Raw genomic sequence first — 23654 nt, forward strand, 5'->3', positions numbered from 1 at the left:
AGAACCAAGCCGAAACTACAACAGAGCGAACGATATGGACGCCCCTTCGAGCCTGGATGCGCCCGCCGACTTTCTCGCGACCGTGGAGATTCTTTCGCCGTTCACGCGCGAGGAGATCGCGCAACTCGCGGAACATGCTCAGTCGCGCCGCTTTGGCTTCGGTGAAACCGTGTGCAATGCGGGGGATTCCGCCGACGGGCTCTATGTCGTGAAGGCCGGCTCTGTGCGCATCTTTACCGAGGAGCACGGCAAGGAAATCAGCATGGGAGTGAAGAAGGCGAGCGAGACGTTCGCGGATATCGCCATGCTGCGCGAGTATCGCCATGAATCGTCGGTGCGTTCTTCAGGCAAGACAGAACTGCTGTTCATCCCGCGCAATGCGATCGAGCCGATTATCGCAAGAAACCCGGCTGCGCTCGCGTTCGTCACGAGCTTCGTCGCGATCAGTTCGGCGGGCGGCTTCGTCGCGAAACTGTTCGATCTGCGCGGCAAATTGAACAAGGCGGAACTCGAGGAATGCGTGCGCAGCGTGGGCGTCAAGCGCGTCGGCGAAGGCAAGGAGATCTTCAAGCAAGACTCGCGCGACGACCGGCGCCTCTATGTCGTGCGGCAGGGCGAAGTGCGGATCGTGCGCGAAGACGGCAACAAAAAGCATGTGCTCGCCACGCTCGGGCCTGGTGAAATCTTCGGCGAGAAGGCGTGCGTGATGCGTCAGGAGCAGATGGCGTCGGCCATTGCGCTCACGGACACGCGCCTGCTCGTGATCCCTGAAAAGACGGTGCATTTCATCATCGAGCGCAATGTGAAGCTGCGCGAAGTGCTGGAAGAACGCATTCGTTTCAGCGAGCGCGAACTGCAGCGTCAGAAGAAACTCGCTGAGCGTCGCAGACTGCCGTCGATGCTCGATCTCCACACCAAGCCCGAGATGGGCGAGCGCGTCATCAAGCGCTTTGCGTGGGTCGAGCAGGCCGAGGAAATGGATTGCGGCGCCGCGTGTCTTGCGATGATCTGCAAGCACTACGGCATCAACATGACGCTCGGCAAACTGCGCGAACTGGCGAACGTCACGACGCAAGGCGCAACGCTCGACAGTCTTGCGCGCGCCGGCGATGCGCTCGGCTTCACCACGCGCGGCGTGCAGTGCACGTTCGAGTCGCTACGCGGCTTCGAGATGCCGTTCATCGCGCATTGGGAGGGATATCACTACATCATCGTCTACGGCATTTCGAAAGACAACGTGTGGGTCGCGGACCCGGCCATCGGCTTCAAGAAGATGACCGTGGGCGAGTTCGAGCGCGGCTGGAGCGGCACATGTCTGCTCTTTTCTCCGGTGCAGGACATGGCGCAGCAAGCGGTATCGCGTTCGCCGTGGATTCGCTTCGTGGGGTATCTAAAGCCGTACAAGAAGGTCCTGCTGCATCTGTTTCTAGCGACCTTCGTGATTCAAGTGCTGGGCGTGATTCCGCCGCTCATTATCCAGAACATTCTCGATGGCGTGATCGTGCATCAGAACGTCAGCTTGCTGCATGTGCTGATAGGCGGGTTGATCATCTCGAACCTGTTCACTCAGCTCATGTCGACCATTCGCGCCTATCTTGCAAACTTCATGGTGCGCAACATGGACTTCGCGATGATGTCGCAGTTCTTCAGGCACACGTTCTCGCTGCCCTTCAGCTTTTTCGCCAAGCGCAAGACCGGCGACGTTTTCGCGCGCTTCCAGGAAAACCACACCATTCGCGCTTTTCTCACCGAATCCACGGTGACGACGGTACTCAATCTGCTGATGATCTTCATCTACTTCACGATCATGTTTCTCTACAACGTGAAGCTGACCTTGTTGCTGATTGCCTTCGTCATCCCGATGATGGCGCTTACCATCCTCGCCACGCCGCGCATCAAGCAGAATGCGCGCGAAGCGTTTTCCTCGGCTACAGACGCACGTTCGTTTCTCATGGAAGCCTTGGGCGGCGTCGAAACGGTGAAGGGGATGGGCATCGAGCGTGCGGTGCGGCTCAAGTGGGAAAAGAAGTACGCAAAGTCGCTCGAAGTGCAATACAAGTCGCAACGCTTCAATATCGGCGTAGGCTTGTGCAGCCAGTTGCTGAATGCAGGTACGACTATCGCCGTATTGTGGGTCGGAGCAAACCTCGTGCTTTCGCGCGAACTGAGCATTGGCCAGTTGATTGCGTTCAATGCTTTCATGGGTAGCGTGCTGTCGCCGCTCATGGGCCTCATCAACTTATGGAGTCTCGTGAACGATGCCGGCGTGGCGATGGAGCGTCTCGGCGATGTGCTCGACATAGACCCGGAGCAGAAGCCTTCGGAGATGGAGCAGCGCGTGATGTTGCCCGACTTGCAGGGCGAAATCAGCTTTAACGGCGTGTATTTTCGCTATGGCGAAGGCGACACGCCTTACGTGCTGGAAAATATCAGCTTCGATATCAAGCCCGGCGAACTCATCGCGGTAGTCGGAAGAAGCGGTTCAGGCAAGACGACGCTTGCCAAGCTGCTCGTTGGTTTCTATGCGCCGAGCGAAGGCAAGATGACAGTGGACGGCTACGACCTGAGCGTCATCGACAAGGGATTTTATCGCGCGCAGATTGGTTACGTCATGCAGAGCAACTTGCTGTTCTCGGGCACGATAGCGGAGAACATCGCGAGCGGCGAGGAGTCGCCGGATAGAAGGCGTATCGAGGAAGTGGCCAAGATGGCGGATGCGCATGCGTTCATCGTCAAGCTGCCGCTAGGGTATGAGCAGGTGGTGGGCGAACGTGGCGTGGGTTTGTCGGGTGGACAGATTCAGCGGCTCTGTATCGCGCGCGCGCTGTATCACGACCCACGTCTGCTGGTTTTCGACGAAGCCACGTCCGCGCTCGATACGCAATCCGAGAGCAATATCCTCGGCAACATGCAGGAGATTCTCAAGGGACGCACCGCGGTCATCATCGCGCACAGGCTTTCCACCATCATGCGTGCCGACAAGATTCTGGTGCTGTATGAAGGCGGTATCGTGGAGCAGGGCAGGCATGATGAGCTGGTCGCAAGAAAGGGCATGTATTACCAACTCGTGCAGAAGCAACTGAGCGCAGCATGAAAATACTAGACCAACCGGAAAGCGACAGCGGCGTGCCCGCATCGGCCATATCGTATGCGGGCATCATCGAGAAGATCGAGATTTTGCGTTCCACCTTGCGATGGACATCGCGGCTGGAGCGGCCCGAGATCGAAAAGCTTCTGCGTCAGGCGAGTTCCTTGCGCGATGAGGTCATGCAGCTTTCGCACAAGGAGCGCTTCATTCAGGCCGCTGCCGCCGAACCTCGACGCGACATGTCGCCGGGCTCGCGGCGTCAGGCCTTGATCGAACGCAGCTTCGTATTCGAAGGCACGTTCGGCGATAACCCGAAGCTGCTCGAAGCCCTGGAAATAGCGGAAAAAGCCGCGCCTACGGATCTTCCCGTGCTGATCGACGGCGAGAGCGGCACGGGCAAGGAGCTGATGGCCAAGGTCATTCATGCGAATGGCTCGCGCGCGGACAAGCCCTATATCTCCGTGAATTGCGGGGCCATTCCGGATAATCTGCTGGAATCCGAACTATTCGGGCATCGCAAGGGCGCGTTCACGGGCGCGACCAACGACCGCAAGGGCAAGTTCGAGAGCGCGCATACGGGCACCATATTTCTCGATGAAATTGGCGAGCTGCCGTTGGTTGGGCAGGTGAAGCTGTTGCGCGTGCTCGAAGCGCACGAGATTCAGCGCGTGGGTTCGGATGAAGCCATTTCGGTGGATGCGCGCATCGTCGCGGCGACGAATCGCAATCTGCGGCGCTTCTGCGATGAAGGTCGCTTTCGCGAAGACCTGTTTTATCGCTTGAGCGTGATTCATCTGACCTTGCCCGCGCTGCGTGAACGCCGCGACGAGATACCGCTCTTGCTGTCTTACTTCGGCGATGAAGCGGCGGCCACGCTCAAGCGCCGGCCCATCAAGATGTCCCCACGTTTAAGGGACTTCATGCGCAATTACGATTATCCCGGCAACATCCGCGAGTTGCGCAACATCATCTATCGCATCGCTTGTCTTGCAGGCGAGATGGCGGATATCGAGCATCTTCCGCTGGACATCCGGCCGAAGACATCGCTCTCATTGGCGATGGGCGGTCCTGCCGCGAATGGCAACGGCATTGCGACGGCGAGTTCGCTGAGCGAAGCCAAGCGCGTTGCGAGTGACGAAGCGGAGCGCGCATTTCTCGAACGTGGGTTGCATGAAGTGGGCGGCACGGTGGCCGAACTTGCGCGGCGGTATGAGATGAACCGGTCGCATCTGCAGATGCTTTTAAAGAAACACGGGCTGCATTCGAAGGACTTCAGGCTTGCGGCGCAAAAGAGCAGGGAAGGACAGTAGCTTCAATGTAGTGATCGTCCGTGTTAGACTGTACATACAATTGTCAATACGGGTGATGCGTGCATTTCGAGTGGGACGAAGCCAAGAACCAGACCAACATCCGGAAGCACGGCATTGATTTTCGAGACGCAGTAGACGTATTCAACCATCCGGTTCTGACCTGGTTGGATTCGCGGGAAGACTACGGCGAGGAGCGCTGGATTGCGCTGGGCTGGATGAGCGCCACGGTGGGCGTCGTAGTGTATGTCGAGCGGTGCGCAGACGCGGTGCGAATCATCTCGGCGCGCAAGGCAACCAGACATGAGGCAAAGCGCTATGAGCAAAAAATCGGCAACTGACTGGAAGCGGCTCGAGCAGGCACGAGACGCTGATATCGACCTGACTGAAATCCCGGAGCTTGACGACACCTTCTTCGAACAGGCTCAACTGCATGTGCCGCCGAAGCAGGCCGTCACCATGCGGCTGGATGCAGACGTGCTCGAATGGTTTCGTGAGCAAGGGAAGGGGTATCAAACACGCATCAATCGGCTTCTGCGCGCGTATATGCAGATGCATCAGCAGCGCCATTCGTAAGCGCTTACAGGCCAGGATTAACCTGCGTCCTATCCAAAGCCATCAAATCCTCCGCACGCGCGACGACAACCGAAATGTTGTCGCGCCCGCCGCGTTCCAGCGCAATCTCCAGCAGCCTCTGCGCCGCGAAGTCGCAACTGCTCAACGCAAGCTGCGCCACCATCTCGTCCTCGCTCACTTCGTTCGAAAGACCATCGCTGCAAAGCAGGAACGTATCGCCATCGTGCAGCGTGATGGAATCTTCGTCGAGATCGAGGAAGTCGAGCGCGCCAACCGCACGCGTGATGAGATGCTGCGCCGGATGATGCAGCGCCTCTTCCGCCGTCAATTGTCCGCGCGCCTTCAGTTCTTCCACGTGACTGTGATCGCGCGTGAGTTGCCGCAGCCGCCCGCGCCGCAGTAGATAGATACGGCTGTCGCCCGCCCACAGATAGGCGCATACGCCGTCTCGCGCAGCCAGCAACACCACCGTGCTGCCGATTCGCGATACCTGCCGTCGCGCCGCTTCCGCACGCAAGCGCGCGTTGATATCGAGCAAATGCGCCCGTGCATCCGCCAGTGCGCTTTGTGCCGTCATGCTCGCCAAGCTCTCGATCACCATGCGGCTCGCCAGATCGCCGACTGCGTGACCGCCCATGCCGTCTGCGACGGCCCACAGGCCACGTTCGGGCGCATCGAGCAGAGCGTCTTCGTTGATCTGACGCACGAGGCCCGCGTCGGTGCGCGCAGCGGATGTCCATCGAAACTCGTTGCTGAAGGTCACGGCAACCTCCCAAGGTCCTGACTGGCGCGTCATGCGGTCGGCCGAGGCGCCCGGCCCCGGTCATTGTGCACCCAACCGCGGAGCTTATCCCGCGCGATTGCTGGACAGCGCGTTGGGACTGACGGTGAGCGTCGCGCCCGCACCGGTGTTGTTCACATCGACGCTCTGATACTGGTTGACCATCTGACCGACGCTGATGTTGTTCGTGATGTCGTAGATGTTCACCACGCTGCTGCCGCCACCGCCTTGCTGACGGTCCGCGACATATGGCGTGATCCAGCCGAAGAGCCAAGGCGCGCCACCGCCGCCACTGATGGCCAACATCGCCGCGCGATCGAGTTCGCGGTCGTGATCCAGATCGGTGATGGTGATTGCGCTCATTGCGGCTCTCCTTGTTTGCTCGAATTCGATGCGGGCACTTATGCAAGGGCTATGCCGATTTGCATGCGCCTCCGCCATCGGCTTATTCGATGCGGCCTTCGCCCTATGTCGATGCCCGCGCCTTGCGCCATCAGTTGGACCGTCGCCAACAACCGCTGTTGGCAGACAACCGAACGACCAACACTACGAACCGAACGCGCACGGGCGCTCTATTGATGCTCTGGAGCCAACACATCGCTCTCCCAGACTGTTGGTTGATAATCAACAACCGCTATCAAGAATCTAACGTAAAACGGTGATTTTCTTTATAAATCAAACATTTACGAAGACTGGCAAGAAACCTGCAAAAGACTCCGCAACAAGCCGCCGAACAGACACTTCGGCGCGACGAGACCAAAAATCGGAGCGAGCCATGTCGAACACCCAACCGTCCGGACCGAACGATACCCAAGCTGCCGCGTGCAGCCTGTCGTTCGATGACGAACCGGCCATAGGCGCCGAACTCGTCACGCGCCGCTCGGGCTATGAGCATCACGGACTCTATGCGGGCAACGACCGGGTTATCCATTACGCGGGATTTGCCAAGTCGCTGCATCGCGGTCCGGTGGAAGAAGTCAGTCTCGCGCAATTCGCGGGCGGCCATGAAGTGACCATCCGCCAAAACCCGACCGCGTGCTTCGTCGGCCTGGAAGCAGTGCGCCGCGCCCGCAGCCGGCTCGGTGAAGACCGGTATCGCTTGTTGACCAACAACTGCGAGCACTTCGTGACGTGGTGCCTGTTCGGCCAAAGCCAAAGCCGCCAGGTTCGCGCCTGCTTCGCCCATCCGCGCGTGGCGTGGCGCGCAGTGACGGGATTGTTTCGCGCCTATGTCGCTGCCGATCGGCAACGCCGCTTGAACGCCGCACTCGCCGCCTGAACGGCCTGACCAGAAAGGAGACCATCATGCACACCATTCAAAACTCGCTGCACTGGGCCGTCGACAAATGGCTCGCCCCGAGCGCGGCGCATCCGGCACGCGTCGTGCGGCTGTGTCGCTCGCAGGTCACGGGCTCGCGCTACGTCTGCATCGAGGCGTGGCACGCGAACGGACCGCTTGCGATCATCTTCTTCCGGCACGACGACGGCACCTGGAACGTGTTTCCCCCGCAAGCAAGACGCCCGTCGATGAGCCCGCAACGGCTTGCCGCCTGATACAGCGAAAGCGCCCGAGCCGCGCGAAGTCCCGGCTTTGACACGATGATCGCGCTGCCGCTACTCTAGCGGCAGGTTTATCGGCCGTGAGCACAGGCAGCCATCGCTGTGGTAGTTTCACGTCCGAGAACCCGCCCGACCATTGAGGACTTTGCCGATGACCCAGCCCGACTCCACTTCCCCCGCCCGCGCGACGCCCGATTGCGAAGTCGGCGACAATCCGCTCGGCATCGCGGGGCTGGAGTTCGTCGAGTTTTCCAGCCCGGACCCGCAGGGCCTCGCCGCTTTATTCGAGCGGCTGGGCTTCGTGCCGGTCGCGCAGCATGTCAGCAAGGCGGTCAAGCTGTTTCGTCAGGGCAGCATGAATTTCCTCCTGAACGCAGAGCCGGATTCCTTCGCGTCGCGCTTCGCCGAATCGCATGGTGTGGGCATTGCCGCCATCGGCATTCGCGTGGTGGACGCGGCGCTTGCTCACGAGCGCGCGGTCGAATTCGGCGCCTGGGATTTCGAAGGCGAGAAGATCGGCCCGAACGAGCTGGCCATTCCGGCCATTCAGGGTATTGGCGACTCGCACATTTATTTCGTCGATCACTGGCCAGGCAAGGATAGCGGCGTGTCCACGATCTACGACATCGATTTCCGGCCCATTGCCGGCGCGAAGGCCGAGCCAGGCGGCACCGGTCTCTTCGAAGTGGATCACTTCACGCAGACGGTCGGCGCGGGCCGCATCCGCGAATGGCTCGATTTCTACCGCGAAGTGCTGCACTTCTCGGAGATTCATCAGGTGCATCCAGACTGGCATGTGTCGCAGGACTCCGCGGTCACGGTTTCGCCGTGCGGCAACATCCGCATTCCGGTGTACGAGGAAGGCACGTATCGCACGGATCTTATGCAGCAGTATCTGCCCGATCACGAAGGTGAAGGCGTGCAGCATATCGCGTTGGCATCGCAAGACATCTTCGCTTCCGTCGATGCCCTCATGGCGCGCGGCATGCGCTTTCTGAATCCGCCGCCGCGTTACTACGATCAGATCGACGAACGCCTGCCCGGACACGGACTCGATATCGACAAGCTGCGTGCGCGCGGCATTCTCGTGGACGGCGAGATTCTGCCGGACGGCACGCCGCAACTCTTCCTGCAAACCTTCGCCGAGCGTGAACCGGGCGACATGTTCTTCGAGATCGTCGAGCGTCGCGGGCATCACGGCTTCGGCGAAGGCAATCTGAGCGCCATCGCGAAGGCACGCGGTTGAGCGTCAGGCGAACGTGCCCGCGCGCTCATTGCACGACGATTGTCCCCGTCATATGCGGATGCAGCGAGCAGAAGTACTTGTAAGTGCCGGGCTTGTCGAACACATGCGAGTAGCTTTGGCCGCTGTCGAGCGGGTCTGACTTGAATGACTTCGCTTCGTCCGCGACCGTATGCAGCATGTCGTCATGATTCACCCACGTCACCTTGGTGCCGACCGGCACGGTGACGCTCGGCTGGCTGAAAGCGAAATTGTCGATGCTGATGGTCGGCGTATTCATCGCTACCGTCTGCTGCGCGGGTTCCTCCGCGCACGCCGAGGGAATGATGCCGACGAGTCCCTTGACGACGAGCGCAAGCGCGGCCTGACGCGCAACGCGTCCGGCAAGAGGACGCAATCTGGAAGGCGAGACATAGCTCGCGAGCGTGGCGACGTTCATGCCTTATCTCCTGCAAGCGGGGTATCGACGACGGCGAGATATTCGCGGCCCTGCACATGCGTGACTTCGCGCAGACCGAGCATGGAGCGCAGCTTGTCCGCGCCGACTTTCATCGGTCCGGGCCCCGATGCGGCGCCGGGCGCAGGCTGCGGAAACGCGGTGGACATGGCCGAATAGAAGCGCATGTCGCCTTCCACTTTTTGCGCTACCTGATGCACATGGCCGTTGAGCACCGTGACGGACCCGAAGCGTTTGAAGAGCGCGAGCGCTTGTGCGCTGTCGTCGGTGCCCCAGCCCCATTGCGGATAAAGCGCCCACAGCGGGATATGCGCGAACACGACGATCGGCGTGCTGCTCGATCGTCCTTGCAGATCGGCCTTGAGCCAGGCGAGTTGCGCATCGCCGAGAAAGCCGAGACCGCCGCCCTTGAGGTCGATGACATTGGTCAGGCCGATGAAATGCACGCCGCTTTCGTCGAAGCTGTACCAGTGCCGGTCGCCGCTCCTGCCGTATTGCGCGGGAAGACGCGAGAAGAACGGGTTGCCGTCCTCGACCAGCACGTCATGCTCGCCCGGCACGTAGTGCACCTGCATGCCCGCCTTGCGGATGATCTGGTCGGCGGTATCGAATTCGGCGGGCTTCGACAGATGCGTGACGTCGCCGGTATGAATCATGAACGCGGGCTGCTTCGGCATGGCGCTCACGCGATTGATCGCTTCTTCCAGCGTGCTCGTCGGTTCCGTGTTCGGGTCCTTGCTGAAGCCAATGTGACTGTCGCTGATCTGCACGAAGCTGAACGAACTCGTCTTCTTCTCGGCCGCCTGCGCCGATGAAATGATGCTCGACACCGGCACGCCGCCGCTCACCGTCCACAGCACGCCCGCGCCGGCCCAGGCCATGCAGGACAATGCAGTGCGCCGGCGCTTGCCGTGGTCGTCGAGTTCCTGCGCGTCGGGCAGGTCTTTCGGGTCGTGTGTCATGCGCACTCCTTGAATACGAACAATGCGGCCGCGTTTCATGGTTTCCTGAAGCTCACGCGCATGGCGGCACGATGCATGGGCGTGAAGCCGGCGCGTTCATGTTCGAGTGCTGAAGCTGCGCGGCATCCGTCCATCGAACCGGCGAGAGCGTCGCGATATTCCCGATTCATCTTGTCGATTTTATTTTTTCGATTACGCCGCTTCGGCGGGAATAAACCGCGCCCAGGGCGAGTACATGTGACGAGGGCGTTGCAAGGTAACGAAAACGTCGAACCCTGTTCCCAAGGAGACCCGCGCGATGTGGCCCAGGTCGAAAGCAGATAAGTCCGCGGAAAGCCGAACACAGGCGGCGGGCGTGGACGCGCGTTTCGAGGCGACATTCATGCCGCATCTCGATGCCGCGTACAACCTCGCGCGCTGGCTGTCCGGCAGTCCGAGCGACGCCGACGATGTCGTGCAGGAAGCCTATCTGCGCGCCTTTCGTTTCTTCAGCGGCTTCGAGGAGGGCGAGGAAGCGAACGCGCGTGCATGGCTCTTTGCCATCGTGCGAAATACGTGGTTCACGGAATGGCGCCGCCGCGTGCAGCTCGCCGACGCGACGCCCTACGACGAAGAAATCGCCGGGGAGCAAGCGCTGCCCGGCTGGTCCGAGGAAGCGGGCATAGACCCGGAAACGCTTGCGGTACGCAAGGACGAGGTGCATATCGTGCATCGCGCACTCGAAACCTTGCCCATTCCGTTTCGTGAAGTGCTGGTCCTGAGAGAGCTGGAAGACATGAGTTACAAGGAAGTGGCCGCCGTGACGGGCGTGCCGATAGGAACGGTGATGTCACGGCTCGCGCGCGGCCGCAAGTTGCTGGCGCTCGCCGTGCACGCCGCGCAGGACAAACCGGGCATGCGGCTCGTGCGTCGCACGGGGCCGGGTCTTGAGGAGTCGGGCAATGGACAATAATGACACCGCCTCGCTCGCAACGAGGCTCATCGACGGCTCGCTGACTCATCGCGCGCCCGCGCATTTGCGTGCTCAGGTGCTCTCGCGCATCCGGGCCGAAGCGGAAGACGTCAAGGTGCGGGAACGCGCGCGCGAACGAAACCAGCAGGACGAGCAGAGCGAACGCTCGGCCCGTTCATGGCGATGGTTCGCCACGCCCGTGCCGTTCTTCGGCGGCGCGTTCGCGGGCGGCACGCTGGCCGCGCTCGTGCTCGGCGCGATGCTGTGGTTTCAGGCCGTGCCGCATGGCGTGAGTGGTGCGGGCGATCCGCTTGCACAGGAGATCGTCGCGAGTCACGTGCGTTCACTGATGTCGGACCGGCCTATCGACGTGCTGTCGAGCGACAAGCACACGGTGAAGCCTTGGTTCAACGGACGTATCGACTATGCGCCGCCCGTCATCGATCCGGCCGGGCCGGGATTCGCGCTGGTCGGCGGCAGGCTCGATTACGTCAATCATCGGCCGGTGGCGGTGGTGGTGTATCGCTATCTGAAGCATCCGATCGACGTGTACGTGTTTCCCTCGGGCAAGGGCGGCGCATCGCTCGATACGAAGGAAGGGGCGGCGGCCGTCACGCAATCCGACGACGGTTATGCGCTCGCACGCTGGAATCGCGACGGCATGACCTTCTGGGCCGTCACCGATGCCTCCGGCTCGGTCATGCGTCAGTTCGTGCAGGCTATCGAGGCAGGCTCGCCACGTTAAGCCGGGCCGCGATCAAACGAGCAATCGTGCGCAAGTTGCGCGCGGCGTTCCTTAGGGACGCCGCGCGTTTTTTTTGCGGCACGCGCTGATGCGCTTACGCATCTGAAATCTACCTGACTAAGGGTTTATTCCATCCCGTCGCACATTACGTCGCGTCGGGAGTGCGCTAACGCTCGTGCTGTTCGGGTATGTCCGAATATGGTCTGATCCTTACAATTTTCTAATATCGATCACCGCATTCGTAAATTGCCGTTCGAGCGATGCACCGAAACGAACGAGCGGCGAGGGCATGCGCAAAGCCGACCTCATCACATAACGATTCAAGCGACGGAGACAGATATGGGCATGCAGATGAAGCGCATCGCAGGTGCGCTCGCGTTCGGCGTCTTTGCATTGAGCGCGAGCCTCGCGCAGGCCGCGGATCCGATCAAGATCGGCGTCGACGGTCCCTTTACCGGCGGTTCGTCCTCGATGGGCGTCTCCATGCGCGACGGCGTGCGTCTCGCCACTGCCGAGATCAACAAGTCGGGCGGCGTGCTGGGACGGCAGATCGTGCTCGTGGAACGCGACGACGAAGCGAAGAATGAACGCGGCGTGCAGATCGCGCAGGAACTCATCAACAAGGAGAAAGTGGTCGCGGTCGTGGGCTATATCAACACGGGCGTGGCGCTCGCCTCGCAACGCTTCTTCCAGGAAGCGAAGATTCCGGTCTTCAACAACGTGGCGACAGGTACGGTCGTGACGAAGCAATTCGACGATCAGCCCGACAACTACGTATTCCGCAACGCCGCCGCCGACCGCATCCAGGCGCCGATGATCGTCGAGGAAGCCATCACCAAGCGCGGCTTCAAGAAGGTCGCCATTCTCGCGGATTCGACCAACTACGGTCAGCTCGGCCGCGAGGATCTGGAAAAGGCGCTGTCGGCCAAGGGCGTGAAGCCCGTCGCGGTCGAGAAGTTCAACATCAAGGACGTCGATATGACGGCCCAGTTGCTCAAGGCGAAGGAAGCGGGCGCGGAAGCGGTGCTGACTTACGGTATCGGGCCGGAACTCGCGCAGATCGCGAACGGCATGGCCAAGCTCGGCTGGAAGGTGCCGCTCATCGGCAGCTGGACGCTTTCGATGGCCAATTACATCGACAACGCGGGTAACAACGGCGAAGGCGCGCGCATGCCGCAGACCTTCATCCAGGAAGCCAACACACCCAAGCGCAAAGCCTTCATCGACGCTTACGTGAAGGAGTTCAAGCCGAAGAGCGATCGTATCGATTCGCCGGTGTCGGCGGCGCAAGGCTACGACTCGATCTATCTGCTCGCGGCGGCCATCAAGCAAGCCGGCTCGACCGATGGTCCGAAGGTGAAGGAAGCGCTGGAAAACCTCACGACGAAGGTCGAAGGCGTGGTCATGGTCTACGACAAGCCCTTCACCAAGACCGATCACGAAGCGATCAGTTCGAACGTTCCGGTGATCGGCGAAGTGAAGGCCGGCCGCGTGATCTACGCCTACGACGCGGACAAGAAGGGCGGCAGCACGCTTCGCACCAAGCAGACGACGGCGTCGAACTAACGCCGTGCCGCCGCTGTTGTCTCTCCAGGGCCCGGTCGCAGATCGGGCTCTTTTTCAATCGAGCATCCCCCGCCGCCCTGACGCCCGACGATGATCCTTCTCCAGCTCATATATAGCGGCATCGCGCTCGGCATGATCTACGCCGTCATCGCCTTCGGCTATCAACTGACGTTCGCCACGTCCGGCACGCTGAACTTCGGCCAGGGCGATGCTCTCATGCTCGGCGCGCTCGTCGGCCTCACGCTCGTTTCGGCGGGCGTGAACTACTGGCTCATGATCCCGCTCGTGTGTCTTTTCGGGCTCGTGCAGGGCGCGTTCGTGGAGCGCATCGGCGTGCGGCCCGCCATCAAGATCAAGTCGGAGTTCGGCTGGATCATGTCGACCATCGCGCTCGGCATCATCTTCAAGAACGTCGCGGAAAACGTATGGGGCCGCGACGATCTGCGCTTTCCGTCGCCCTTGCCCGAAGCGCCGCTCAAGGTGTTTGGCGCAAACGTGTTGCCGATGGAACTGCTCGTGGTCGGCGGCGCGCTCGTGATGATGCTCGCGGTGGAGTTCTTCAACCGCAAGACGATCTTCGGCAAGGCCGTGGTGGCCACCGCGAACGATCGCGATGCGGCCGCGCTGATGGGCATCAACACGGGGCTCGTCATCACGTTCTCGTATGCGTTGTCGTCGCTGACGGCGGCGTTCGCAGGCGTGCTGATCGCGCCGCTCACACTTACCGGCGCGACCATGGGCGCGGTGCTCGGCCTCAAGGCGTTCGCTGTCGCGATCATCGGCGGCTTGTCGAGCGGCATGGGCATCATCGTCGGCGGAATGATCCTGGGTATAGCGGAGACGACGACGGGCTTCTATATCTCGACCGGCTACAAGGACGTGCCGGGACTCGTGCTGTTGCTGATCGTGCTTGCGGTGAAGCCTGCGGGCCTCTTTGGCAAGACCGCGATCAAGAAAGTCTGAGGCCGCCTACATGAAAGCAAAGAATATAGTCGCGGCGCTCGCAGGACTCGCCGCAGTCGCGATCTTTCCGGTGGTATCGGGCAATCCGTATTACATCCACCTCGTCGAAACCATCATGATCTACGCGATCCTTCTGTTCGGGCTCGATATCGTGGTGGGTTACACGGGGCAAGTGTCGCTTGGCCATGCGGGGCTCTTCGGCGTGGGCGCTTATACGGCAGGCGTGCTTTTCATCAAGCTCGGCTTGCCGTTCTATCTGACCGCGCCGCTTGCCATCGTGGTGACGGCGGCTTTCGGCGCAATATTGGCGTTGCCCGCGTTGCGCGTGTCGGGTCCGTACCTCGCCATGGTGACGCTCGCGTTCGGCACCATCATCCAAATTCTTATCAACGAGATGGACTTCCTCACCAATGGTCCGATGGGTCTCAAGATTCCCAAGCCGACCATTGCCGGTCACAAGCTCGACGAAATCCAGTACTACTGGCTCGTGGCGGCACTGTTGGTGGTGTCGCTGATCGTGGTGCATCGCGTGCTCAAGTCGCATCTCGGGCGCGCCTTCGAAGCCTTGCGCGATAGCCCCATTGCGTCGGATTGCATGGGCGTGTCGGTGTATCGGCACAAGGTCTATGCGTTCGTCATCAGCGCGGGATTCGCGGGGCTCGCGGGCTGTCTCTACTCGTACTCCGAGCAGTACATCTCGCCGAACACGTATAACTTCGAGCTGACCATTCTGTTCCTGCTCGCCATCATCATGGGCGGGCGCAAGACACGCACGGGCGCGATCATCGGTTCGACGGTGATCGTGCTGTTGCCGAAGTTGCTCGACGACATCTCCAACTTCCGCGTCGTGGCAACCGCGCTTGCGGTGCTCGTCGTTGCGGGCGCGGCGCTCGCCCTGGCTCGCAAAACCACGACGCTGCAACGCGTGGCGATTCCCGTCATCGGTACAGCCGGTCTTGCGGCGTTTTCCTTCTGGATAGAAGCGCTCACCGACTGGCGTCTCACCATCTTCGGCCTGATGATTCTGCTCGTCGTGTATTACCTGCAAGATGGCATTGTCGGCTTCGTGCGCAAGACGCTCAATCTGGGCCGCGTGCGCGTGACGAAGGTCGACACGCAGGAACTGGCGATGCAGACCCAGCAGGACGACGCCGTCGCCGCCGTCACGACCGAAGGAGCAAGCACCATTCTCGACGTGCGCGGCGTGCTCATGCAATTCAGCGGTCTCAAGGCGCTCAACGATGTGAACATGACCGTCAGGCGCGGCACCATCCATGGCCTGATCGGTCCGAACGGTTCGGGCAAGAGCACGATGATGAACGTGCTCACGGGCATCTACGTGCCGACCGCGGGTGCAATCGAGTATCGAGGCGAGTCGCTTGCGGGACGCACGTCGTCGAAGATCGCGCTGTCGGGCATCGCGCGGACCTTTCAGAACGTGCAGCTCTTCGGCGAGATGACGGCGCTGGAGAATGTGCTCGTCGGCCTGCATCACACCTTCCGTTCGAACTTCGCGGATGTGGGTTTGATGAGTGCGCGCTACAAGCGTGAAGAACGCGCGGCGCGCGAACGGGCGTTCAATATGCTGCGCTTCGTCGGACTCGAACATGCAGCGGCCGAGGAAGCGCGCAATCTTCCATACGGCAAGCAGCGTCTGCTTGAAATAGCCCGCGCGCTCGCGCTCGATCCACAACTGCTGCTGCTCGACGAACCCGCTGCGGGCCTGACCGCGCCGGATATCCGCGAACTGGTCGCGATCATTCGCAAGGTGCGGCATCACGGCATTACCGTGGTGCTCATCGAGCATCATATGGATGTGGTCATGAGTGTTTGCGACACGGTTTCGGTGCTGGATTTCGGGCAGAAGATCGCGGAGGGCAAGCCCGCCGAAATACAGGCCAACGAGAAGGTGATCGAGGCTTACCTCGGCGGACAAGCGGCGGAAGCCGTCTGAACGCAACGCGCCAATCACGCCAAACCGATCAATCCGACGAAGCGACACGCGATGCTGACAATCAAGAATCTCCACGCAGGCTACGGCAAGGTCAAAGTGCTGCACGGCATCAGCCTGGATGTCCCGAAGGCGAAAGTCGTCACGCTGATAGGCTCGAACGGCGCGGGCAAGACGACGACCATGCGCGCCATCTCCGGCATGATCCGGCCGACGGAAGGCGAGATCACCATGGGCATCGGCAGCGACGCGAAGCGCATCGACGCCATGGATTCGCACAAGATCGCGCGCCTCGGCCTCGCTCATTCGCCGGAGGGAAGACGCGTTTTCGCGACCATGTCGGTCACGGACAATCTGCTGCTCGGCGCGTTTCCGCGCTTGACTTGGGCGCGTCCGAAAGGCGACGTGGCCGCCGATCTCGAACGCGCCATCGAACTGTTTCCGCGCCTGAAGGAGCGCCGCAATCAGCTGGCGGGCACGCTTTCGGGCGGGGAACAGCAAATGCTCGCGATGGCCCGCGCCATCATGCTGAACCCCGACCTCGTGTTGCTCGATGAACCTTCGATGGGCCTTGCGCCCATTCTCGTCGATGAAGTCTTCCGCATCATCGCGCGCCTGAAAGACGAGGGCGTGACCATGCTGCTCGTCGAACAGTTCGCCGCCGCCGCGCTCAACGTAGCGGACTACGGCTACGTGCTCGAGAACGGCCGCGTCGCCACGCACGGCCCCGCCGAGCAACTGAAGAACGATCCTTCGGTCAAGGCGGCCTATCTCGGCGCGAGCCATTAAAGAACCGCGGGCAGGCAAGTCGCACTATCATGGAGGCGTCGCGCGCACCGTTGCGCGCTCATCTTCGAAGGAGCGTCGCCATGATCAGCGGCAAGACCACCGTAATTGCCCATCTCGGCTTTCCGACCGAAGCGTTCAAGGCGCCGATGATCTACAACCCCTGGTTCGACAAACAGGGCATCGATGCCGTGGTCGTCCCCATGGGCGTGAAACCGGAAGATTACGTCGCTTTCGTGCCGCAGTTGTTCAAGCTGACCAACCTGCGCGGCGCGCTCGTCACCATGCCGCACAAGATCACGACCGTCGGCCTGATGGACGAAGTGAGTCCCACCGCGCGCATTGCGGGCGCATGCAACGCCATTCTCAAACGCGAAGACGGCACGCTGCTCGGCGACCAGTTCGATGGCGCCGGCTTCGTGCGCGGCGTCGAACGCAAGGGCCGCGCGTTGAAGGGCGCGCGCGTTCTGGTGCTGGGCAGCGGCGGCGTGGGCTCGCCGATTGCGGCTTCTCTCGCGGCGGCGGGCGTGGCGGAACTCGCCATCTTCGACACCAACACCGCTTCGGTCGAAGGGCTCGCCGGGCGTTTGCGCGATCACTATCCGGAACTCATCGTGCGTACGGACACGAGAGATCCCGCAGGCTTCGATGTCATCGTCAATGCAACGCCGCTCGGCATGAAAGAGAGCGATCCGTTGCCGTTCGATATCGATCGCATCGCGCCCACGACCTTTGTCGGCGAAGTGGTGATGAAGTCGGAGTACACGCCGCTCTTGCGCGCGGCCAAGGACAAGGGCTGCTCGGTGCAGGTCGGCACCGACATGCTGTTCGAGATGATCCCGGCGTACCTGGAATTCTTCGGCTATGGCACGGCGACCGCCGATGAATTGCGTGCCGTCGCCCAGATCAAGTACGCTTAGACGCAGAAGACGAGCGAGCGCGCGAACACTGACGCGCGCCGGGAAAGACTCAAGCGAGGAGACGCCATGACCGCCAGCAGCGCACCGACACGCCATCCGTTTCCCTCGTCCACGCGGCTTGTCGAGCGCGGCAAGATCGTCACCGCGCGCGAGGCCGTGCGCCTGATTCATGCGGGCGACACCATCGCGACGAGCGGCTTTGTCGGTATCGGCTTCGCGGAGGAAGTGGCAATTGCGCTCGAAGCGCGCTTTCTCGAAGATCACGCCGAGGGCAGCGAACCGGTTGCCGATCTCACGCTCGTGTATGCGGCAGGTCAGGGCGATGGCCGTGGCAAGGGCCTCAATCATCTCGCGCACGAAGGGCTCGTCAAGCGCGTGATCGGCGGTCACTGGGGACTCGTGCCGGGGTTGCAGAAGCTCGCCATCGATAACCGCATCGAAGCTTACAATCTGCCGCAGGGCGTGATTTCACAGCTCTTTCGCGATATTGCCGCGCATCGGCCGGGGCAACTCTCCACGGTCGGCCTCGGCACTTTCGTCGATCCGCGCAATGGCGGCGGCAAGCTCAACGCGCGCACCACGGAAGATATCGTGCGCGTCATGTCGATCGACGGCGCGGAGTATCTGTATTACAAGACCTTCCCGATCGATGTCGCCATCGTGCGCGGCACCACCGCCGATCTCAACGGCAATGTCACGATGGAAAAGGAAGCGCTCACGCTCGAAGCGCTCAGCATTGCGATGGCCGCGCGCAACTCTGGCGGTATCGTGATCGCACAGGTCGAGCGGCTCGCGGAGTCCAATACCCTCAACTCGCGGCAGGTGAAGATTCCCGGCGTCATGGTCGATTGCGTGGTGGTGGCGAGTTCCGACAATCACTGGCAGACCTTCGGCGAGCCTTATAGCGCGGCTTATTCGAGCGAACTGCGGGTTGCGGCAAGTTCGGTTGCACCCATGGCGCTGACCGAGCGCAAGATCATCGCGCGGCGCGCCGCGTTCGAATTGATGGCCAATAGCGTGGTGAATCTCGGCATCGGCATGCCGGAGGGCATTGCAAGCGTGGCGAACGAAGAGCAGGTCATCGACCTCTTCACGATGACGACCGAACCCGGCGTCATCGGCGGCATTCCCGCAGGCGGACTCAATTTCGGCGCGGCGACCAATACGCAGGCAATCATCGATCAGCCGTATCAATTCGACTTCTACGATGGCGGCGGACTCGATATCGCCTTCCTCGGCCTTGCGCAGGCGGACCGCGACGGCAATCTGAACGTGAGCAAGTTCGGGCCGAAACTCGCGGGCGCGGGCGGCTTCATCAACATCAGCCAGGCGGCGAAGAAAGTCGTGTTCGTCGGCACGTTCAACGCAGGCAAGCTCGATGTCGGCTTGGAGGACGGCAAGCTCGTGATTCGCCACGAAGGCGATTGCCGCAAGTTCGTCGATGCCGTGGAGCATCGCACGTTCAGCGGCCGATATGCGTTCGAGCGCGGGCAGACGGTGCTGTATATCACCGAGCGCTGCGTGTTCGAATTGACGCAAGACGGGCTCGCGCTGATCGAAGTGGCGCCCGGTGTAGATATCGAGCGGGACATCGTCGCGCAGATGGGTTTTACGCCGGTGATCGACGCGCCGCCGCGCCTCATGGACGAACGCATTTTCCGCGATACGCCCATGGGATTGCGCGATACGCTGCTCGGTCTGAACCTCGCGGAGCGCTTCAGCTACGACGCGCGCAAGAACCTGTTCTTCATCAATTTCGAGGGGCACGAAGTGAAGAATCTTGGCGATGTCGAAGCTATTCGCCGCGAAGTTGCCAAGCAACTGGCGAACGCAAAGGTGCGCCCACATGCGATCGTCAACTACGACAATTTCTCGATTCGCCCCGATATGCTCGATGCCTATTCGGAGATGGTGACGAAACTCGTGGGCGACCACTACGACGGCGTCACGCGCTATACCACGAGCAGTTTCCTGCGCATGAAACTCGGCGATGCGCTCAAGCGTCGCGGCGTCGCGCCTTATATCTACGAAAGCGCCGAGGAGGCGCGCGATCACGAAAGCCGCCAGGCTTGAAGCGGTTATTAGCTTATATCGTCTCGCGATAAACACTTAAGGAACGCACGTTCGCCGTTCGATTGGAACGCCTTTGCTCGCGCACAGATAACCAAAGCTTGAAAACGTCGATGAGCGACCATCGGCCGCCGCGCGAGGAGAATCGCAAGCACACTATAATCATCGAGTGAATTGCGTATTCGTATCGAAAGCCGTTTCGTCACGGTCATCACGACGAGCGAGGCGCGCTTCGAATTACTTCAACACGGAGATCAAACATGTCCATCCGCATTGGCGACGAAGCCCCCGATTTCACCGCGGAAACCACCCAAGGCACGATTCATTTCCATGAATGGATTGGTGACAAGTGGGCCATTCTGTTCTCGCATCCGAAGGACTTCACGCCTGTCTGCACTACCGAGCTGGGCTACATGGCAAAGCTCAAGCCCGAGTTCGACAAGCGCAACACCAAGGTCATCGGCCTTTCCATCGACCCGGTAACGAACCATTCGCAATGGGCGAAGGACATCGAGGAAACGCAGGGCACGGCCGTCAACTATCCGATGATCGGCGACGCGGACCTGAATGTCGCGAAGCTTTACGACATGATTCATCCAAACGCGAGCGGCGGTGGCCCGCGCACCGCGGTCGATAACGCGACCATTCGCGCGGTGTTTCTAATCGGTCCGGACAAGAAGATCAAGGCAACCTTTACGTACCCGATGAGCGCGGGACGCAACTTCGACGAAGTGCTGCGCCTGCTCGACGCACTGCAACTCAACGCGAAGCACACGGTCGCCACGCCGGTGAACTGGAAACCGGGCGAAGACGTGATCATCCCGACTTCCGTGTCGGACGATGACGCCAAGAAAAAGTATCCGGAAGGCTTCAAGACGCTCAAGCCATATCTGCGCACGGTCGCGCAGCCGAAATAAGCACACGAGCCGACACCGCGCTGGCTGCATGCATGTGGATGCGGCCGGCGCGTTTTCTTTTATGCGTGTCCCGTTCTCCGTTCGGGCGCGGTATCCACTTCACCGGGACGGCGCAACATCTTGTCCACTTCCCCGGCATGCAGTTCCTCGGTTTGAATCATCTGTCGCGCATATTCTTCGAGCGCGACCGACCGACCTTCCACGATCTTCAGCAGATCGCGATACAGATCCAACGCGAGTTTTTCCGATTGCAGCGATTCGCGCAAAATGGTCGCGATATCGAACGTATGGTTGTCGAGCAACGGACCGATTTCAAGCGACGGATAGGCCCCGAGCGTGGTGATCCATTCGCCCGCCTGATGCGCATGCAGTAACGATTCGTCCGCCTGTTCGCGCAGCCACGAGACGATCGGTATCCGGCCGAAGCCGAAGACCAGGAAGGAGTAGTGGGTGTATCGCACGACGCCCGCCAGTTCGGATTCGAGAATCCGGTTGAGCACGCCGACGACTGCTTCCTTATCGAGTTCCGCCATGTTTGCCTCCGTGTTTCCAGTATGGAACGCTCAGCGTGAAAAGGGCATTCACCCATTGTAGTCACGCCGACGCCGTATGTAAGCCGCACGAATCGCGCGCAAGATACGGTCCACGGGAAGGCAACGGCTTTCGAACTTCCTGCTATGCCTCAGACGGTCTCTTCCAGCCAGACCGACGCCGCACGCGAAAGCACCTGCGACATGGCGGAGCGCGCGCCTTCGCCATCGACGGTCTCGATGGCACGCACGACCTTGCCATAATCGCCGAGTTGCGCATCGGTGGAGACAGTCTGCGTGCGAACGGTTGCCTTCATCGCACGGATGCCGACGCGCACCACGCAACCCATTTGCTGCAGCAGTTCGTCGCCGCTCGCTTCGATGATGGCGGCTTGCAACGCTTCTTCAGCGGAAGATTGCAGGCTTTCCGAAGGGCCTGCATGGACGAGCCGCTGAAAGGCCGCGTTGATGCCAATACGCTGATGCCGGTTCGCGCGTATGGCGGCGAGCGCGGCAGCGGGCGGATCGACGAGTGCGCGAAACTCGATCAGACGGCGCATGCATTCCTGATCGGGCATGGCGCGCAAACGCCAGTCGGCGACTTCTTCATCGAACACGAGCCATTCTTTCGCGGGCTTGATACGCGTGCCGGTCTTGGGCCGCACATCGAGCATGCGTCGCGAGATCAGAATGCTGAGCGCCTCGCGCATGATGGTCCGGCTTACCCCGTGCTTCTTCGAAAGAATCACTTGCGGAGGCAATACGTTGTCCTTGTATTCCCCGCTGACGATGCTCGCGACAAGCTGATTCACCACGCGCTTGACGAGCGATGTTTCATATCCATGATTCATGTTTTTGTTCTCGTGAAAACGCCCAAGCCTCTGCCGCGCCTCGCCCGTCGCCGAGCGGCTTGCCGCTTTGCTTTTTGTTTCTGCTCTCGGTACCACTCTTCGTTGGGTGATCACGGCTTCTTCGCCGCAACCTGGTCTCCCCGTTATCAGCCATCCCGTAGCGGTCGTCCTTTTATGAACAGCATCGTCGATCCGCTTGACGGAGCGTATCTCCCGCACATACGTTTTAACAATATGGTTCATCACGAAAACGACTGACTATAGTGCGTCCGCACACAGTGTTTTTCGCGCAAGCGTTTGCGAGGAACAGCGTGTCGGCAAGCTCGATGCGGTCTGCGAAGCATTCGAGTGGCTTGCCGCCATGTATCGACATGGAACGCCAACGCTTGCCGATGTGTTATTTTCCGAACCGATAGACGCTGCATTTGCTCGGCGTCACCGGTCAACGACAACGCAACAGAGCGAGGAAAGGACATGAAAGTAGCCGTCATGGGCGCAGGCGCAGTGGGCTGCTATTACGGCGGCATGCTCGCGCGCGTGGGTCATGAGGTCGTGCTGATCGCGCGGCCGCAGCACGTCGAGGCCATTACGCGCGATGGTCTGCGTCTCGAAACACAAACCTTCGATGAACGTGTGCAGATTGCGGCAAGCACCGAAGCGAGCGCAGTGCGAGGAGCGAAGCTCGTGCTGTTCTGCGTGAAGTCCACCGATACCGAAAGCGCCGCCGCGTTACTCAAACCGCATCTCGAACGCGATGCGCTGGTTTTGTCGTTGCAAAACGGCGTCGAGAACGCCGAGCGCTTGCGTGAGTATGTGCCGCAAGAAGTGGCGGCGGCCATGGTCTATGTCGCGTCCGAAATGGCAGGGCCAGGACATATGAAGCACCACGGGCGTGGTGAACTGGTGATCGAGCCATCGAGTACGAGCGAAGAAGTCGCGCACGCCTTCGTGGCCGCTGGCGTGCCCACCGACATCTCCGACAACGTGCGCGGCGCGCTGTGGGTCAAACTCGTCTTGAACTGCACCTACAATGCGCTTTCAGCGCTTTCGCAATTGCCTTATGGACGCATTGTGAAGGGCGAGGGCGTGACGCGCGTCATGCGCGATATCGTCGATGAATGCACGGCCGTCGCTCGTGCCGAAGGCGTGACCTTACCTGGCGATGTGGATGCGGCCGTGCGCCGTATTGCGGAGACCATGCCGAACCAGTTTTCGTCGACGGCTCAGGACGTGATGCGCGGCAAGCGCAGCGAAATCGACCATCTGAACGGGTTGATCGTGCGACGTGGCGATGCGCTCGGTGTAGCGACGCCAGCTAATCGCATGCTGCATGTTTTGGTGAAGCTCGTGGAGAGCAAGGCAGATTGAATGCCGAAGGGAGCCAGGCACGCCTGATGCTCAAATGTAGCAGGCGCAGAACTGTCAGCGC

23 protein-coding genes are annotated in these 23654 nt (G+C 60.8%); 17 read left to right on the forward strand and 6 right to left on the reverse strand.

Annotated features, from left to right (window positions below):
- Positions 1 to 34 precede the first annotated feature (34 nt).
- The 4 genes from P9292_RS17300 to P9292_RS17315 are packed head-to-tail and all read left to right on the forward strand — an operon-like array spanning position 35 to position 4971.
- Positions 35 to 3094: a peptidase domain-containing ABC transporter gene (locus tag P9292_RS17300; RefSeq protein WP_309960305.1), complete on the forward strand. Its 3060-nt coding sequence runs from the start codon at positions 35 to 37 to the stop codon at positions 3092 to 3094.
- Positions 3091 to 4398 carry a sigma-54-dependent Fis family transcriptional regulator gene (locus tag P9292_RS17305; RefSeq protein ID WP_250493429.1) on the forward strand — a complete coding sequence of 436 codons (1308 nt, stop codon included), beginning with the start codon at positions 3091 to 3093 and terminating at the stop codon, positions 4396 to 4398. Before P9292_RS17300 ends, P9292_RS17305 begins: the two co-directional genes overlap by 4 nt.
- Before the next feature lie 59 nt (positions 4399 to 4457).
- Complete coding sequence (locus tag P9292_RS17310; RefSeq protein WP_250467103.1) at positions 4458 to 4736, forward strand: BrnT family toxin; 279 nt, start codon at positions 4458 to 4460, stop codon at positions 4734 to 4736.
- A complete protein-coding gene (locus tag P9292_RS17315; protein WP_250467102.1) occupies positions 4714 to 4971 on the forward strand; it encodes a BrnA antitoxin family protein in 258 nt (85 codons plus the stop codon). Before P9292_RS17310 ends, P9292_RS17315 begins: the two co-directional genes overlap by 23 nt.
- 4 nt (positions 4972 to 4975) lie before the next feature.
- Here the strand turns inward: P9292_RS17315 and P9292_RS17320 are convergent, their stop codons facing one another.
- Both P9292_RS17320 and P9292_RS17325 read right to left on the reverse strand, forming a co-directional pair.
- Entirely contained in the window at positions 4976 to 5734 is a 759-nt protein-coding gene (locus P9292_RS17320; protein WP_250510064.1) for a protein phosphatase 2C domain-containing protein, read from the reverse strand.
- Positions 5735 to 5818: 84 nt separating this feature from the next.
- Positions 5819 to 6115, reverse strand: a complete 297-nt coding sequence (locus tag P9292_RS17325; protein ID WP_244829628.1) for a hypothetical protein — start codon at positions 6113 to 6115, stop codon at positions 5819 to 5821.
- A 412-nt stretch (positions 6116 to 6527) separates the two neighbouring features.
- Here P9292_RS17325 and P9292_RS17330 point away from each other — a divergent pair, with 412 nt between their 5' ends.
- The 3 genes from P9292_RS17330 to P9292_RS17340 all read left to right on the forward strand — a co-directional run bounded on the left by P9292_RS17330 (position 6528) and on the right by P9292_RS17340 (position 8558).
- Positions 6528 to 7031, forward strand: coding sequence for a lecithin retinol acyltransferase family protein (locus P9292_RS17330; RefSeq protein WP_309960308.1), 504 nt, complete (start codon positions 6528 to 6530; stop codon positions 7029 to 7031).
- A 26-nt stretch (positions 7032 to 7057) separates the two neighbouring features.
- A complete protein-coding gene (locus tag P9292_RS17335; protein ID WP_244829630.1) occupies positions 7058 to 7306 on the forward strand; it encodes a hypothetical protein in 249 nt (82 codons plus the stop codon).
- A gap of 157 nt (positions 7307 to 7463) precedes the next feature.
- Entirely contained in the window at positions 7464 to 8558 is a 1095-nt protein-coding gene (locus P9292_RS17340) for a VOC family protein (protein WP_309849141.1), read from the forward strand.
- Between the two features lie 25 nt (positions 8559 to 8583).
- Here P9292_RS17340 and P9292_RS17345 read toward each other — a convergent pair whose 3' ends face one another.
- Together P9292_RS17345 and P9292_RS17350 are read right to left on the reverse strand one after the other, a co-directional pair.
- Positions 8584 to 8994: a cupredoxin family copper-binding protein gene (locus P9292_RS17345; RefSeq protein WP_244829632.1), complete on the reverse strand. Its 411-nt coding sequence runs from the start codon at positions 8992 to 8994 to the stop codon at positions 8584 to 8586.
- Positions 8991 to 9974: a metallophosphoesterase gene (locus P9292_RS17350; RefSeq protein WP_250467092.1), complete on the reverse strand. Its 984-nt coding sequence runs from the start codon at positions 9972 to 9974 to the stop codon at positions 8991 to 8993. Before P9292_RS17350 ends, P9292_RS17345 begins: the two co-directional genes overlap by 4 nt.
- Before the next feature lie 298 nt (positions 9975 to 10272).
- Between P9292_RS17350 and P9292_RS17355 the strand changes: the two genes are divergently transcribed.
- The 9 genes from P9292_RS17355 (at position 10273) to P9292_RS17395 (ending at position 20844) form a co-directional block, all read left to right on the forward strand.
- The gene (locus tag P9292_RS17355; protein WP_250467091.1) at positions 10273 to 10926 is read left to right on the forward strand and encodes an RNA polymerase sigma factor; all 654 of its coding nucleotides are present in this window, start codon (positions 10273 to 10275) and stop codon (positions 10924 to 10926) included.
- Positions 10916 to 11671 (forward strand): anti-sigma factor, encoded by a 756-nt coding sequence (locus P9292_RS17360; RefSeq protein ID WP_244829638.1) that lies wholly within the window; start codon positions 10916 to 10918, stop codon positions 11669 to 11671. Before P9292_RS17355 ends, P9292_RS17360 begins: the two co-directional genes overlap by 11 nt.
- A 345-nt stretch (positions 11672 to 12016) precedes the next feature.
- A complete protein-coding gene (locus tag P9292_RS17365) occupies positions 12017 to 13237 on the forward strand; it encodes an ABC transporter substrate-binding protein (protein ID WP_409015385.1) in 1221 nt (406 codons plus the stop codon).
- A gap of 90 nt (positions 13238 to 13327) precedes the next feature.
- Positions 13328 to 14200 (forward strand): branched-chain amino acid ABC transporter permease, encoded by an 873-nt coding sequence (locus tag P9292_RS17370; RefSeq protein WP_250467085.1) that lies wholly within the window; start codon positions 13328 to 13330, stop codon positions 14198 to 14200.
- A 10-nt stretch (positions 14201 to 14210) separates the two neighbouring features.
- Positions 14211 to 16154 (forward strand): ABC transporter permease subunit, encoded by a 1944-nt coding sequence (locus tag P9292_RS17375; protein ID WP_244829641.1) that lies wholly within the window; start codon positions 14211 to 14213, stop codon positions 16152 to 16154.
- 51 nt (positions 16155 to 16205) lie between these two features.
- Entirely contained in the window at positions 16206 to 16940 is a 735-nt protein-coding gene (locus tag P9292_RS17380; protein WP_250467084.1) for an ABC transporter ATP-binding protein, read from the forward strand.
- A gap of 80 nt (positions 16941 to 17020) precedes the next feature.
- Positions 17021 to 17857: a shikimate dehydrogenase gene (locus tag P9292_RS17385; RefSeq protein WP_244829643.1), complete on the forward strand. Its 837-nt coding sequence runs from the start codon at positions 17021 to 17023 to the stop codon at positions 17855 to 17857.
- A 66-nt stretch (positions 17858 to 17923) separates the two neighbouring features.
- Positions 17924 to 19930, forward strand: a complete 2007-nt coding sequence (locus tag P9292_RS17390; protein ID WP_309849154.1) for an acyl CoA:acetate/3-ketoacid CoA transferase — start codon at positions 17924 to 17926, stop codon at positions 19928 to 19930.
- Between the two features lie 257 nt (positions 19931 to 20187).
- Complete coding sequence (locus P9292_RS17395; protein WP_244829646.1) at positions 20188 to 20844, forward strand: peroxiredoxin; 657 nt, start codon at positions 20188 to 20190, stop codon at positions 20842 to 20844.
- A gap of 59 nt (positions 20845 to 20903) precedes the next feature.
- Here the strand turns inward: P9292_RS17395 and P9292_RS17400 are convergent, their stop codons facing one another.
- Positions 20904 to 21377 carry a bacterioferritin gene (locus P9292_RS17400; protein WP_244829647.1) on the reverse strand — a complete coding sequence of 158 codons (474 nt, stop codon included), beginning with the start codon at positions 21375 to 21377 and terminating at the stop codon, positions 20904 to 20906.
- A 149-nt stretch (positions 21378 to 21526) separates the two neighbouring features.
- Complete coding sequence (locus P9292_RS17405; RefSeq protein WP_244829648.1) at positions 21527 to 22225, reverse strand: FadR/GntR family transcriptional regulator; 699 nt, start codon at positions 22223 to 22225, stop codon at positions 21527 to 21529.
- Positions 22226 to 22699: 474 nt separating this feature from the next.
- Between P9292_RS17405 and P9292_RS17410 the strand changes: the two genes are divergently transcribed.
- Positions 22700 to 23593, forward strand: coding sequence for a 2-dehydropantoate 2-reductase (locus tag P9292_RS17410; RefSeq protein ID WP_309960320.1), 894 nt, complete (start codon positions 22700 to 22702; stop codon positions 23591 to 23593).
- The last annotated feature ends 61 nt before the right edge of the window (positions 23594 to 23654 follow it).

Origin of the sequence: Caballeronia sp. LZ001, from assembly GCF_031450875.1 — a bacterium.
GTDB lineage: Bacteria > Pseudomonadota > Gammaproteobacteria > Burkholderiales > Burkholderiaceae > Caballeronia.